16 protein-coding genes and 1 tRNA gene are annotated in these 14,113 nt (G+C 48.3%); 13 read left to right on the top strand and 4 right to left on the bottom strand.

Annotated features, from left to right (window positions below; translation table 11 throughout):
- The first annotated feature begins 8 nt into the window (after positions 1-8).
- Genes MKO97_RS13215 through MKO97_RS13200 form a run of 4 tightly spaced genes read left to right on the top strand, consistent with a single transcriptional unit; the run spans position 9 to position 2,896 of the window.
- Positions 9-308, top strand: coding sequence for a nucleotidyltransferase family protein (locus tag MKO97_RS13215; RefSeq protein ID WP_241103683.1), 300 nt, complete (start codon positions 9-11; stop codon positions 306-308).
- The gene (locus tag MKO97_RS13210; RefSeq protein ID WP_241103682.1) at positions 301-636 is read left to right on the top strand and encodes a DUF86 domain-containing protein; all 336 of its coding nucleotides are present in this window, start codon (positions 301-303) and stop codon (positions 634-636) included. Before MKO97_RS13215 ends, MKO97_RS13210 begins: the two co-directional genes overlap by 8 nt.
- A gap of 36 nt (positions 637-672) precedes the next feature.
- Entirely contained in the window at positions 673-1,878 is a 1,206-nt protein-coding gene (locus tag MKO97_RS13205) for a PAS domain-containing sensor histidine kinase (protein ID WP_241103681.1), read from the top strand.
- The gene (locus tag MKO97_RS13200; RefSeq protein ID WP_241103680.1) at positions 1,856-2,896 is read left to right on the top strand and encodes a response regulator; all 1,041 of its coding nucleotides are present in this window, start codon (positions 1,856-1,858) and stop codon (positions 2,894-2,896) included. The genes MKO97_RS13205 and MKO97_RS13200 overlap by 23 nt, the downstream gene beginning before the upstream one ends.
- Here MKO97_RS13200 and MKO97_RS13195 read toward each other — a convergent pair whose 3' ends face one another.
- Both MKO97_RS13195 and MKO97_RS13190 read right to left on the bottom strand, forming a co-directional pair.
- On the bottom strand, positions 2,897-3,529 hold the full coding sequence (locus MKO97_RS13195) for a BON domain-containing protein (RefSeq protein WP_241103679.1): 633 nt from the start codon (positions 3,527-3,529) through the stop codon (positions 2,897-2,899).
- A 101-nt stretch (positions 3,530-3,630) separates the two neighbouring features.
- Entirely contained in the window at positions 3,631-4,206 is a 576-nt protein-coding gene (locus MKO97_RS13190) for a DUF1003 domain-containing protein (protein ID WP_241103678.1), read from the bottom strand.
- 139 nt (positions 4,207-4,345) lie between these two features.
- Here MKO97_RS13190 and MKO97_RS13185 point away from each other — a divergent pair, with 139 nt between their 5' ends.
- Both MKO97_RS13185 and MKO97_RS13180 read left to right on the top strand, forming a co-directional pair.
- Positions 4,346-4,702: a BlaI/MecI/CopY family transcriptional regulator gene (locus MKO97_RS13185; RefSeq protein WP_241103677.1), complete on the top strand. Its 357-nt coding sequence runs from the start codon at positions 4,346-4,348 to the stop codon at positions 4,700-4,702.
- A 3-nt stretch (positions 4,703-4,705) separates the two neighbouring features.
- Positions 4,706-6,592, top strand: a complete 1,887-nt coding sequence (locus MKO97_RS13180; RefSeq protein ID WP_241103676.1) for a M56 family metallopeptidase — start codon at positions 4,706-4,708, stop codon at positions 6,590-6,592.
- An 860-nt stretch (positions 6,593-7,452) separates the two neighbouring features.
- Here MKO97_RS13180 and MKO97_RS13175 read toward each other — a convergent pair.
- Positions 7,453-7,665 carry a hypothetical protein gene (locus tag MKO97_RS13175; protein WP_241103675.1) on the bottom strand — a complete coding sequence of 71 codons (213 nt, stop codon included), beginning with the start codon at positions 7,663-7,665 and terminating at the stop codon, positions 7,453-7,455.
- 270 nt (positions 7,666-7,935) lie between these two features.
- Between MKO97_RS13175 and MKO97_RS13170 the strand changes: the two genes are divergently transcribed.
- Positions 7,936-8,009, top strand: a tRNA-Arg gene (locus MKO97_RS13170).
- A gap of 816 nt (positions 8,010-8,825) precedes the next feature.
- Positions 8,826-9,155, top strand: coding sequence for a GIY-YIG nuclease family protein (locus tag MKO97_RS13165; protein ID WP_241103674.1), 330 nt, complete (start codon positions 8,826-8,828; stop codon positions 9,153-9,155).
- Positions 9,156-9,271: 116 nt separating this feature from the next.
- Here the strand turns inward: MKO97_RS13165 and MKO97_RS13160 are convergent, their stop codons facing one another.
- Positions 9,272-9,670, bottom strand: coding sequence for a helix-turn-helix domain-containing protein (locus tag MKO97_RS13160; RefSeq protein WP_241103673.1), 399 nt, complete (start codon positions 9,668-9,670; stop codon positions 9,272-9,274).
- Between the two features lie 101 nt (positions 9,671-9,771).
- Between MKO97_RS13160 and MKO97_RS13155 the strand changes: the two genes are divergently transcribed.
- The 5 genes from MKO97_RS13155 to MKO97_RS13140 all read left to right on the top strand — a co-directional run bounded on the left by MKO97_RS13155 (position 9,772) and on the right by MKO97_RS13140 (position 14,109).
- Positions 9,772-10,122, top strand: coding sequence for a YciI family protein (locus MKO97_RS13155; protein ID WP_241103672.1), 351 nt, complete (start codon positions 9,772-9,774; stop codon positions 10,120-10,122).
- 97 nt (positions 10,123-10,219) lie between these two features.
- The gene (locus MKO97_RS13150; protein WP_241103671.1) at positions 10,220-10,585 is read left to right on the top strand and encodes a VOC family protein; all 366 of its coding nucleotides are present in this window, start codon (positions 10,220-10,222) and stop codon (positions 10,583-10,585) included.
- A gap of 557 nt (positions 10,586-11,142) precedes the next feature.
- Positions 11,143-11,733 carry a DUF6607 family protein gene (locus tag MKO97_RS13145; RefSeq protein WP_319800053.1) on the top strand — a complete coding sequence of 197 codons (591 nt, stop codon included), beginning with the start codon at positions 11,143-11,145 and terminating at the stop codon, positions 11,731-11,733.
- Positions 11,717-12,037: a DUF6607 family protein gene (locus MKO97_RS15175; protein ID WP_371820456.1), complete on the top strand. Its 321-nt coding sequence runs from the start codon at positions 11,717-11,719 to the stop codon at positions 12,035-12,037. The genes MKO97_RS13145 and MKO97_RS15175 overlap by 17 nt, the downstream gene beginning before the upstream one ends.
- Positions 12,037-14,109 (top strand): TonB-dependent siderophore receptor, encoded by a 2,073-nt coding sequence (locus MKO97_RS13140; RefSeq protein ID WP_241103670.1) that lies wholly within the window; start codon positions 12,037-12,039, stop codon positions 14,107-14,109. Before MKO97_RS15175 ends, MKO97_RS13140 begins: the two co-directional genes overlap by 1 nt.
- The last annotated feature ends 4 nt before the right edge of the window (positions 14,110-14,113 follow it).

Genomic DNA, 14,113 nt, shown 5'->3' with positions numbered 1-14,113 from the left:
TGGACAACATGAAACTTATCCGCGAACATCTTGATGCTATAAAAACGTTGTGCCAATCCCACAGGGTAAGTCGTTTGTATGCGTTTGGATCCGTATTGACAGATGATTTTTCTGAGCATAGTGATGTAGACCTTATTGTGGATTTTGAGGAAATGCAGGTGTTGGACTATTCTGACAACTACTTCGATTTAAAATTTTCGCTGGAAAAAATCCTCGAAAGACCTATAGATTTGGTAGAGGATAAAGCGATCAAGAATCCGTATTTTAGGAACGCGGTAGACCGTACAAAGCGTCTCATTTATGGATGATTACATCAATAGCTGGCTGTTCGATATAAAGACTTCGATTGAAGAAATTGATAGTTTTTTCCCCGATGGAAAGGTATTCGAAGCATATCGCAGTGACTTGAAGACGCGACGGGCGGTGGAGCGAAATATCGAGATAATCGGTGAGGCGATGACCCGGATATTGAAACGTTCGCCAGAAATCCCAATATCAAACTCCCGGAAGATTGTCGATGCACGAAACAGAATCATACACGGCTATGATGACGTGTCCGATGACGTAATTTGGGGAATTATAGTCAACAACCTGCCGGTACTAAAAAGCGAGGTAACGCGCCTGTTGCCTGATTGAGCAGGAATTCCCCCTAACTATGATTGATAACCTATTTTGGAGAATTTAGAAGCCTTAAAAGGGTTTGTTACCAATGCCATTGACGGCATCATTTTCATTGACGACCGCGGCATCGTGTCGACGATTAACCCGTCGGCCTGTCGCCTCTTCGGATACGAACCGTCGGAGGTAATCGGGCAGAACGTTTCAATGCTGATGCCACAACCCGATCGGCAGCGCCACGACGATTACCTGCGCCGCTACCACGAAAGCCATGTGCCCCGCATCATCGGTATCGGCCGGGAAGTAACGGCCGTTCGCCGTGATGGCACCCTTTTTCCCGTAAAACTCGGCGTCAGCGAAGTGGTGTATCAGGGCGTCACCCTGTATGTCGGGTTCATCCACGACCTCACCCAACAGAAAGCCGATGAGGCCCAATTGAAACAATACGCGTCCGACCTTGAAGAATTGGTCGAGCGCCGCACCGAGTCGCTCCACAAAAGCGTACACGACCTTGAAGAGGCAAAAGCCCAGATCATTGAATCGCTGGAACGCGAGAAAGAACTCGGACGCCTGAAAAGCCGCTTCGTCTCGATGGCGTCACATGAATTCCGCACACCACTGAACGCCCTGCAACTGTCGGCTTCCCTCATCGGGAAATACGCCGAATCGTTGGAGAGTCCGGAGATCACCAAACATGTCGGGAAGATCAAAAATGCGGTGGGCCACCTGACCGCCATCCTTAACGACTTCCTCCATCTTGAAAAACTCGAATCAGGCCGTATACAGGTGCAGGCCTCTTCGGTGAACCTGCCAGAACTGGCGCGCGAAATTGCAGAGGAAATGCAAATGATGGCCAAGGAACAGCAGCAGGTTACAACCCGGCATTCCGGCACCAACACCACCGTCGAGCTCGACGCGAACCTGTTACGCAACTGCATCCTGAACCTCGTTTCGAATGCGATCAAGTATTCAGCGGTTGACGGCCGTATCGCCATACACACGGCTATTTCCGAAACGGGCTGTACGATTTCCGTCAGCGATACGGGCATCGGCATACCTGAAGAAGACCAGGTGCACCTGTTCGAACCCTTTTTCCGGGCGGCGAATGCGTCGTTGATACCGGGCACGGGGTTGGGACTTTCAATTGTGTCACATTATGCCGCACTCATGGGCGGGACGATTTCGTTTGTCTCCCGTCCGGGGGAAGGAACAGAATTTACGTTAACTTTGCCTGTATATGACAACCATACTGGTAATTGAAGATCATGAGGATATCCGGGAGAACATCCAGGAAATCCTGACATTGGCCGGGTATCGCGTGCTGACCGCCCCTAACGGAAAAGCCGGTATCGAACTAGCCCTCAAAACACCGCCCGACCTGGTGCTGAGTGACATCATGATGCCCGAATCCGACGGCTATGATGTATTACAGGCGTTGCAACAACACGATGCGACCTGTGGCGTTCCGTTTATTTTCATCACGGCCAAGACCGAACGCCCCGACATCCGGAAAGGGATGGAACTGGGTGCGGACGATTACCTCACCAAACCCTTTGACGATGTCGAGTTACTGAATGCCGTCACCGGACGCCTGAAGCGCCGCGACCGCCAACGGGAGTACTACTCGAAGGCGTTGTCGGAACTCAACCAACTTGTCGCCAAAGACCAGGGACTCGATGCCTTTCGGCAGACGATTGCCGAGCTCGAGCCCAAAAAATACAAGAAGAAAGAAGTCATTTATGAGGAAGGCGACCGAATCAAAGGCTTCTACCTCATTCTTTCCGGACGGGTGAAAACCACACGCCTCACAGAAGAAGGACGCGACATCGTAACGGGTATTTACGGCACGGATGATTTCCCCGGCATCAATATGTTGTTTTCGGAAGGCCATTTTGCCGATACCGCTACCGCTATAGAAGAAGCCGAACTGGTGTTCTTCCCCAAAAGCCATTGCGAAGACCTGGTCAGTAAGTACCCCGACCTCGCCGGACGCTTCATCCGCATCCTGGCCAATGAAGTGCAGGCCCGTGAAGAGCACCTGTTGCAGATTGCCTACCGCACGGTGCGACAGCGGATTGCCGAAGCGCTGTTGCGGTATGCCAAACAAAAAGGAGAAGGGGAGGGCATTGCCGCCAGCCGCTCCGACCTTGCGGCTATGTCGGGCACCGCGCCGGAAACCGTCAGTCGTACCCTTACGGATTTTGCCGACGAAGGACTGGTAGAAAAACGGGGCAATCTCTTGTTTTTGAAAAACCGACGCGGACTCGAGCGGGTGTGATTACTTCACATACAGCGCATTTTTCACGTCTTTGACCCCACGGATCGTCCGTACGATCTCTTCGGCCGTTTCTTTTTCCTCTTCGGAAGGAACCGAGCCGACGAGCATGACCGTTTGGCCGGATACCACGACTTCAATATCCTCGCAACTGATGTGACCGTCGCGGCGCAGGGCGTCTGATACGCTTTCTTTATCGGTGTCATTCGTACTTCGCGGGTTGACTTCGATGTCGTCTTCGAGTGGAAGTCCGGCCGAGCGTCCCACTTCCAGGGCCGCTTCTTTCTGGTAGTTCCAGCGTACGATACCTTTGAGTGACACCACACCATCCTGCACGACCACCGAAACACGGCCATCGGGCACTTCTAATGTATCCCGCAGTCGTTTTTCAAGGGTCAGCCGGGTCAGGTAGTCGGGGTTGGCCGCACCATAGGAAAGTTCGGAGTAGACATCGCGCACACCATGCACTTGTTTGGATAATCCGACGACGAGACGTTCGAGCAGGGGGTTTTCCACCCGTCCGCGCAGGCGCACGATACCATCCGTGACCGAAACCGCTATTTCAGCGGTATCCAGTTGCGGTGTGCGCAGGATGTGCTGCCGTATCAGGCGCCGGAGGGTAGAATCTACTGTCATTATCGTAGCACGGAAGCCACTACTCCCGATTAGGCAAAATTCAGCTACCGGTACCAGCAAAAGGATGACGTATGTCAGTATTTTCTGTTTTTCCCTCTTTTTTATGAAAGGTCAGGAGCGTTCAGGTCTTTGTTCTCGTGCGCGGCCAGTTTCTCTTTGAGTTCGTTCAGGATTTTCATCTGTAACGACTGGCTTTCGTAGAGCGTTTTGAGGTGTTCCTCCAACAGCAGGTCCATTTTCTGGTGGAGGCGGCGGATTTCCATTTCGGCTTTGAGGTTGACGAGGTAGTCGTTTTCGCTTCGCATGCGGTCTTTCTCCTCCTGGCGGTTTTGGCTCATCATAATGACCGGGGCCTGGAGGGCGGCGATACACGACAGGATAAGGTTGAGGAGGATGAACGGATAGGGGTCGAAGCGCGTTTGTCCGGGGCCGGCCGCATTGAACGCAATCCAGATGGCAAGCGTGACGCCAAACCAGATGATGAACTTCCAGCTACCGCCGAAACGGGCAATGCGATCCGAGACGCGTTGTCCCACTGTGAGGATCTCTTTGGGTTCGTGGAGCAGCTTTCCGGTAATCAGTTTTTCCTCGCGGATCGTGTCGGCCACGATTTTATGCAGTTTCCGCAACTGCCGGTCTTCGACGTCAAGCAGGTCGTCCAGGTTGTTCGTATCCATCATGATGGTTTTTATAGTAAAGGTAGCGTGATGAGGCGAAAGTTCGCGATAACACGAGTCCTTAAATTTTAGTTAAATAACTAAAAATTTAGTTGCGTAACTAAAAATATAGTTATACGTTTGGGTAAATCTTTTCAACATGCAGAACCTGACCAATAAAGAGGAAGAAATCATGCAGATTTTGTGGCGTTTGGGGAAGGCCTTCGTCAAAGACATACAGGCCGAGATCAAGCACGAGCAGCCGCATTATAACACCCTTTCGACGATTGTCCGCAACCTTGAGGAGAAGGGCTATGTGTCGCACAACGCCTACGGCAATACGCACCAGTATTTTCCGATCGTGAAGATCGAAGACTACCGGAAGAAGTTCATGAAAACCGCGATCGACAACTATTTCAACAGTTCGTATAAGAACATGGTGTCGTTTTTCGCGCAGGAAGACAAGATTTCGGCGGAGGAGCTACGGGAGATACTGGCACTGATCGAAAAAAAGTAGGCTATGGAACCACTACTCCTTTACATCATCAAATCGGGCGGGTTGCTCGCCGGTTTTTTCCTGTTCTACCACCTGTTGCTTCGCAAAGAGACATTTTTTAACCTCAATCGGGTGTTTTTATTGAGCGGACTCGTGATTGCTACGATACTGCCGCTTTGCACGATACAACGGGAAATCACCGTGAAGAAGCCCGTTCAGGTGGCCCTGCCAAAGGTGGTGCAGGCCCAGCCGGTTATGGAACCACTTCCGGTGTCAATGGATTCTCAGGTGCCGCAGTCCGTACCCGTATCACAGGTATCGCAAGCGACTGAGGCGACAGCACCCGTGGCCGCACCGACCGTTGACTGGACGGCGGTCATGTGGTATGTGTATGTCGTGGTGGGCAGCCTGTTGGTGCTGCACGTGTTGTGTACGCTTTTTTCACTCTACCGCCTGTTACGCAAACGGCAGGTGCGACGCCACCCCGAGTATGCCCTGGTAGATGTAGAGGAAGAAATCGCGCCCTTCTCGTTTTTCCGTTACATCGTGTTGAACTCCTCATTGTATACCGCACAGGAATTCCGCAGCATCCTGAGCCATGAACGGGTGCACAGCAGCGAACACCATTCATTTGACGTACTGTTTACTCGCCTGTTTTGCATTGTTTTCTGGTTCAATCCGGTTATCTGGATGTACCGCAAAGCCATTGCCCAGAACCTGGAATATATCGCCGACCGACGGGCTGTTTCCGTCGTCGAAGACCGCCGCGCCTACCAGTTTGCCCTGTTGCGGGTGGCCAGCTCGTATCGCAATCTATCGCTTACCAATCCCTTTTATCAATCATTAATCAAAAAACGAATCGTTATGTTAAACAAACGCGAATCCAGCAAAAAGAATCTTTGGAAGTACGCTCTTATTTTGCCGTTGCTGGCGGCTTTCCTAGTCAGTTTCCAGGTGAAACTCATCGCCCGTGAGGTACCGTCGATGGTATTGAACCAAATCGGCGACCCACTGACACTCGTCATCGACAAGAACACTACCGATGCCGAGATCAAAGAGAAAACCGAGGCTATCCGGAAAGAGCACGGTATTACCGTAAAGGTATCGAAGGTGAAACGCAACAGTCGGGGTGAGATTACCGGCATCAAGGTCGAGTATAAAGACAAAAACGGCCGTAAGGGCGTGTCGCAGATCAGCAGTGACGAACCCATCCATCCGATCTTCTTCTATAAGGACGACGACCGGATTGGTTTCAGCGACCGTCGTGCGCCGATGATCATCGATACAAGGGACTTCCATGCCGGCGATTTTGATTTCGCATTCGGAGAGGCTCCTGAAGCACCGGAAGCACTGGAAGCGCCAGAGGCGTTCGAAGCCCCAGAGGCTCCAGAAGCCCCGGAGGCCCCTGAGTTTGAGGAATGGTCGGACAGCTTCAGCAGTTCCGTGACCGTGACGGATGTGGACGGTGAAGAGCCCATCGTCATCGTCAACGGAAAACGGATCGATGTTAAGGACCTTGACAAAGCCATGGCCGATCTTGACCCGAAGGTACGGGCGCGCATCAAGGTCATCGATGAGGACGGCCGCATACGGGTCGAAACCGGTGACGGTTCAGAGGGCGATGTCTACATCATGAAAGCCGACAAGATCCGGAGAAAGGCGATGGAAGACGCGCGTTTCCAAATGAAGAAGGCCCGTATCGAGATCGAAAAACAACGTCCGCGCATGGAACAGATGCGTAAGGAAATGGACGAAGCCCGTGCCCGGATGGAGGGCGACCGTGACGCACAATTAGCCAAAGAACGCGAGGAAATGCAACGCGCCAAGGAAGAGATGCTGAAAGCCAAAGACGAGTTGGAAAAGGCCAAGGTGGAATTGGAGAAGGCGAGGGCGGCGTTGAAGAAGGCGTAATTAGCGAATGAGTTAATTAGCGAATTGGAAAATGAGATAATTAGAGGAACTGAGTAACTGAGTAACTGAGTAACTGAGTAACTGAGGGGATTAGAAAATGAGATAATTAGAAAATGAGGAGAGCGTATTTCTCGTGGCTCAGGGACTAAGGGACTCAGGAGCTAAGGTACTCAATGACTAAGGCACTCAGGGACTAAGGAGCTCAGGAGCTAAGGGGATTAGAAAATGAGGAGGCCGTATCTCTCGTGGCTCACGGACTAAGGAACTCAGGAGCTAAGGTACTCAATGACTAAGGCACTCAGGGACTAAGGAGCTCAGGAGCTAAGGGGATTAGAAAATGAGGAGAGCGTATTTCTCGTGGCTCAGGGACTAAGGGACTTAGGAGCTAAGGTACTCAATGACTAAGGCACTCAGGGACTAAGGAGCTCGGAGCTTAGGGCATTAGCAAATGAGGAGGCCGTATCTCTCGTGGCTCACGGACTAAGGAACTCAGGAGCTAAGGTACTCAATGACTAAGGCACTCAGGGACTAAGGAGCTCGGAGCTTAGGGCATTAGCAAATGAGGAGAGCGTATTTCTCGTGACTCACGACTAAGGGACTCAGGAGCTAAGGTACTCAATGACTAAGGCACTCAGGGACTAAGGAGCTCAGGAGCTAAGGGACTCCCCGAAACCTCCATCAAAAGCAAAAAGGCTGCCAATGGCAGCCTTTTTTCGTAGTCCGGACCGTCGTGTTGCTGGCCGGTTTCCGCTTGTGTAAGCGCCGGCGTTCGGTGTTTGAGTGTGCACGAACGGGCGGAAAGTGCACACACCGTTTACAGCCTCCTCGACGAACTGACGGCCCGTCATCTTCGTACCGGACTACGTCTTTTTCTTTTTCGTCGTTGTGTCGTTTCTGGTATCCTTCTCATCGGCTTGCATCGCTTCCCGGGCGCGTTTGAGTCCGGTGGCGATGGCAACGCCTTCTTCCATCCCTTCCTTCAAAAGGGCGTTCGCGATCTCGACGGCTTTTTCACGCAGCGCACGCGGTTGGTTTTTATAGGAGGGTGGATAGTCGCCGTGGTACCAGGGCATGGTTTCTTTTTTTACGCAAGTTAACGGGTCGGTGGGTGGAGCGCTTTACACGGAGGACCTCGTTTTTTATAGGATTTTTGGGTTAGGAGGGAAGTGTAGGGGAAGCGCCCTGATGTCGCCTGCTCGGTTTTTGGCTGTGGAAGTGCCGACGCCCGCTTTTTTGGTGTTTTGCGAGTGATTGGTTTTCAGCCTCCTGAGTGTTTCCGCGCATTTATTTGAAAAAATGATTTGCATCGGTCGGGGATTTGCGTATATTTGCACCCGCAACAAGGCCTCGTGGCGCAACTGAATAGCGCATCTGATTACGGCTCAGAAGGTTACAGGTTTGAATCCTGTCGAGGTCACGGAATCCCCACTTTAACGAGTGGGGATTTTTTTTTTGAGAAGAAGCAAGAAGATAGAGGAGAGAAGAGAGAGGAAAGAGGCAAGAAGTGGGACGTGGATTCTAAACTTCGAACCATGAACGATGAACCATGAACCCTCAACCCTGAACCCTGACTCTGAACCATGATTGCGATTCGGATAGTTTGCTATTCGTCAGGCAGGGATTGGCAATCGGCGTCATCGGGTATCCTTATATGGAATAAGGCGTGCAAATCGTTTTCATACATTCGTGATACAGTATCCATACAGTATCCATACAGTATCCATACAGTATCCATACAGTATCCATACAGTATCTATACTTTATGACCCGTCCTTGACCCGTCCATGTCGCGCTCCAAACGGTTGAAGTTAGGACGACGGCGACGCGCTAATTATGGGTTATAGGGGACGGACTGCTTAAGCCTATGGCCTCGCGGTGGCGGTACGTCGTTGGTTGGGTTTGGCTTGTGGCGTGGACTGCTTCGGCCTATAGCCTCGCAGTGACGGTAAGTCATTGGTTGGGCTTGGCTTGTGTCGTGGACTGCTTCGGCCTACGGCCTCGCAGTGACGGCAGTTCGTTGTTTGGACTTGGCTTGCGGTGGACTGCTTCGGCCTATGGCCTCACAGTGACGGTAGTTCGTTGGGCAGAATGATCTCGTGACGAGTTGTGTGTGGTCGAAATGTCGTCTTTGCGAGGCCAGCGGCCGAAGCAAACCCATCTCACCTCCAAAGTTGTGGATTGTTTTACGGAAAAACCGTAATCCCATCCGGGCGACATCCCCTACCTTCGGAAAATGTATGTCTATATCCTTACAAACGAAAGAAAAACAGTGCTCTACACGGGCGTTACGTCTCAATTGTGCAAACGGATCGCGCAGCACAAAACGAAGTACTATCCCAACAGTTTCAGCGCACGATACAGCGTGGACAAGTTAGTTTGGTTTGAATACTACCACAGTAAACTTGAAGCGATACGGATAGAGAAGTTGATTAAGGCCGGATCGCGAAAAGCAAAAATCAACAGAATTAATGGGTTGAACCCACAGTGGCGGGATCTTTGGGAGGACGTCAACGCCGCATTTGAATATGGAATTACAGGACCAGGTTTGGCGAGGTTGAAGTGAGCGGGTACCTGAAACGGACTGCTTCCGCCTACGGCCTCGCGGCGACGGCATTTCGTTGGTTGGACTTGGCTTGTGGCGTGGACTGCTTCGGCCCATGGCCTCGCAGTGACGGCAGGCTACTCGTTAGACTGGGCTTGCGGCGTGGCCTTCTTCAATCGATACTCTTCCCCCCACTTGCCCATAGCCAGCATGATGGGCGAGAGGGTAAGTCCAAACTCGGTTAAGGTGTATTCCACCCTTGGCGGAATTTCCGCATAGATCTTCCGGCTGATGATCCCATCGTCTTCCAGTTCCCGAAGTTGCGATGTGAGCATCGATTGGGTGATCCCGGTCACACTTCGCTTCAATTCCCCAAACCGGGCCGGAGATGTCTCGTAGATGGCATTGATGAGTATCGGCTTCCATTTTCCTCCCAAAACCCGCATCGTGGCCGCTATCGGACAAGATTCTTCGTCAAATACCCGTTTTTTATTTATTGTATCTTCTTGATTATCAATATTAGTATTTTTTTTCATACTAAGTGGTGTTTGTTGTCCTACTTGTGTAAAGTGATTTTACTATGAATATTTGCAGTACAAATGTAAAACAAAGTATTCAAAACCGTAAACAATACAAGATGGAACGATTTATGTTTTTATTCCGGGGTGGCGACACGCACGTCCACACCGCGAAAGATTCCGAAGAAGAAAAGGCCTATATCCAATCATGGATGGCCTGGATGCAGGATCTGGGTGAGAAGGGCATCCTCGCCGGGGGAGAACCTCTTCAAACCACGGGCAAACAGGTAAATGGCAAAGAGAAGGTCGTGACGGATGGCCCGTTTGTCGAAGCCCAGGAAATGGTAGGCGGTTACCTCGTCATCAACGCGCACGACATCGACGAAGCGGTAGCGATCGCAAAAGGATGTCCGATTTTTAATGAGGACGGGAAAGTGGAAGTCCGTCCACTCCAGAAACTGGCGAGTTAATACAAACGCAATTCGACTTTAACCCGTAACGAAACGGCGCAGCTACAACTGCGCGGATGCCGTAACAACAAGAAAACAACAATCAAACTTTACGAACATGGTAACGACTCTCAATTGGTTTGAAATCCCGGCAACGGACTTCGAACGCGCAAAAGCATTTTACGCCACGGTGCTGGATGCTGCACTGTATGACGATCCTAACCGGCACTATGCCTATCTACCGGCTAATCCGGAGAAGGGCGAATTCGGTGGCGCCATCGGTTTTGGCGAAAACTTCGTTCCGGCCACTACCGGCATCACCATTTACCTGGATGGCGGAGACGACCTTTCCGTTCCCCTAAACCGGGTAGAAGGTGCCGGCGGAAAAGTCATCCTACCCAAAACGGCGATTGGTGGCAACGGCTTTATCGCCCTTTTTATCGACACCGAAGGAAACAAAGTGGGATTCCATTCGATGGGATAAACGGAGGCTTCCGCAATGATGGAATGAGCTGGTAGAAGGGTCTTTGGTCTTTCTATTGGCTTTTTTTTTGGGGTAAGGGGTAAGAGGTAAGAAACAAGAAACAAGAAACAAGAAGCAAGAGGTTGGGGGGATGCTGCGAGCCAATTCCGGTTGGGTAGGCACGGATTGAAAATCACGCTATCGGGTTATCGCATCAGCGAAGTGCAGCACTGTCAGGTAAAGGGTGAACGTAAATACAATCGTTAATCGAGTTAGAATATTGACGCCAACGTACAGTTGCGAAAGTAGAAGCGCGCTATACTAAAGTACTACGCTTTTACAAACTGGCGGCATCTGCCGACACGCCAGTAGTACGAATTTCCGCCTTCGTAAAACGGCAAAGCCTTGGCGGTAAGACCAATGCTACACGGAGCGTAGAAAAAATCACCCGGTTATAAAAGAACGCATGTTCTGCTATTTAGAATTGATAAAAATAATTCAATTATTATTTGGAGTTGTTCTAAATAATGATGTAGATTCGCGCTGTTTAGAATCAGTCTAATTTAAAATACAAAAAAGTGAAGCATCATTTAGTACTTGCCGTCTTGTTCTTATCAGTTTCAATCTATGCGCAAAAAACGGAAGATGAAAAAGCCATTAAAGCAATGTGCGGTTGCTATGAAATCAAATTCAATTTTGCGGAAACGTTTAACTATCCTAAAGACACTGTAAACTACAAAGCGTCTAAAGTAAAACACGAAACAGCGTTAGAATGGGCGGAATTAATTGAAGACGAACCAGGAAAAAAGTCTATCCAACATTTACTCATCGTTGGAAACGATATGATTGTTAAACATTGGCGTCAGGATTGGGTATTTGAAAACACGAAATTTTATGACTACAATGGCTTTGAAGATTGGAAGTATAGAACCGTTTCAAAAAACAGGGTTGCCGGACAATGGACGCAAAGTGTCTTTGAAGTAGACGATAGACCCAGATATACGGGATCATCCACCTGGGTTCACGTTGACGGCAGAACATTTTGGGAAAATACTGCCAATGCACCACTTCCGAGAAGAGAATATACGCAAAGAAGTGATTACAACATTACAAGAAGGACCAATGTGCACGAAATCGTAAAAAAACGGATGGATTCACGACCAGGATAACGACAAAATCATCAGGGATAAGGACGGAAACGATTATCTCCTGGCCCAGGAAAAAGGATATAATACCTACACGAAAGTTGATGATTCGAGATGTGAAGCTGCTCAAAAATGGTGGAAAGAGAACAAAGAATTTTGGAAAAAAGTTCGAACAAGATGGGAGGCCGAGTTTGCGAAAAATAAAGACTTACAATTACGGGCAGAGGTAGATGGTAAACCTTTGTATATGCATTTGCTACAATTAAAAAAGGATGCAAGCCAGGAAGAAATAAATAAAATAATTGACAGTTTTATAGTTTCTAAATAATGAACTTTAGAAAGAGCGTTGGGGCATTATTTTTTATTTCTTTTTCACAACTTTCAATCGCTCAGGCAGCTACAGATTCTATAGAAATCAACGAACTTCAAGAGGTTATCGTTACCGGCACAAGAACCGAAAGAGCCATTGCGACGTTGCCTTTGCCAACGCAAATCATAACAGGTGGCAGTATTAAAAAATTAGGTTTAAGCCGTTTAAATGAAATCATTCAGGAGCAAACCGGCTTACTTACCGTTCCCGATTTTGGTGGAGGCGAAGGTATTCAAATGCAAGGTTTGGACGCTGCCTACGTGATGATTTTAATCGACGGACAACCCTTGTTGGGAAGAAGTGCAGGAACGTTGGATTTGAGCCGAATTTCTATAAATAACATCGAGAGAATTGAAATCGTAAAAGGGGCCTCGTCCTCTCTGTATGGTTCAGAAGCCTTGGCAGGGGTGGTAAATATCATCACTAAAAATCCATCCGTAGCCGATAAGATACAAGGAAACGTCAACTATAAACTGGCAACCTTTAACACACACGATGTGTCGGCAACTTTTGGCTACGGAAGGAAAAAAGTGGGTGTTGAATTGTTCGCAAATTATTTTAAAACAGACGGTTATGATCTTTCGGATGACGATTTTCTGCAAACCGTAGAACCCTATCATAACGTAACGGTTCAACCGAAAGTAACCATCAGTTTTTCCGACAGAATGAACCTTTCCGTAAACTCGAGACTTTACAAACAAAACCAAAATTACAAGGCAGAAATCGAAACGGACGTATATAGTGGCGAAAGTAAAATAGATGAATGGAACAATTCAATTTTGTTAAACCAGACCATTTCAGATCATTTCAAATTAGTGTACGATCTATATGCAACCAACTATAAAGCCCACGAATATTTAAACGGCCAAAATAACCAGCCTTTCGAAGAAAGCAAGTTCAATCAATGGTACTACCGCCCGGAAATTCGTAGTCACTATAAGGTAGGTACAAACACGTTATCCACAGGAGTTGGGTTAAACTATGAAACGTTAGACAGAACCTATTTTGAAAATAAGACAACCCTAACTTCCGAGTATATTTTTAGCCAATTTGAATGGTTTGGTAAAGAAAAGTGGAATATTCTGGCAGGATTCCGGTACGACCATCATCACCAATACCAATCGCAGTTTAGTCCGAAAATGGGGATAAATTACAAATGGAATGATCACTTTTCTTTGAAAGCGTCTGTAGGCTATGGCTATAAAGCGCCAGATTTAAGACAATTGTATTTCGATTTTACAAATTCAGCGGTTGGATACACCGTTTTAGGTTATAATGTGGCAGAAGAAAAGTTGGCATTACTGCAAAGTCAGGGACAAATATTAGTGAACAATGGTTTTTCTTTCTCTGATCCATTGAAACCCGAAAGCTCCGTTAACTTCAATTTTGGCGGTCACTATGAAAAAGATAAATGGTCTTTTGATTATAATTTTTTCTACAACACCATAAAGAATCTTATAGACACCCGGGCAATTGCCCAAAAAACGAATGGTCAGAACGTTTTCTCCTATTTCAATATCGACAGAATTTTTACCTACGGCTTAGAAGTAAACTCAACCTACAAAGCCAATTCCAATTTCTCTGTATCAGTAGGTTATCAATATTTGATTGCCAAAGACCAGACCGTTGTGGAAAAGATTGAACGAGGCGAGGTATTTGCAAGAGACCCGGTTACCTTGTCATCTTTCCAACTAAAGCCAAGCGACTATTTCGGTTTATACAATCGTTCTGCGCATACGGCAAACAGTAAAATCAGTTACCTGATTCCTGCCATAAAAGCATCCGTAGACGCGCGCGTTTTTTACAGAAGCAAATACGGCGTTTTCGACACTAACAACAATGCTATTTTAGACAAATACGACGATTTTGTAAAAGGATATTTCCTAACCAACCTCACCGTAAACAAAGATTTCAAACAGCGAATTTCGGCCCAGGTCGGCGTACTGAACCTGTTGGATTATAAAGATGAAAACAACATACCGAATCTGGCCGGAAGACAGGTTTTCGCAAGGTTATACTATCAATTTTAGAATA

The sequence above is a fragment of the Flavobacterium sp. HJ-32-4 genome (assembly GCF_022532105.1).
Lineage (GTDB): Bacteria > Bacteroidota > Bacteroidia > Flavobacteriales > Flavobacteriaceae > Flavobacterium.
Note: the sequence above shows the minus strand (reverse complement) of the source record. Positions and strands in the feature narration are given on the sequence as shown.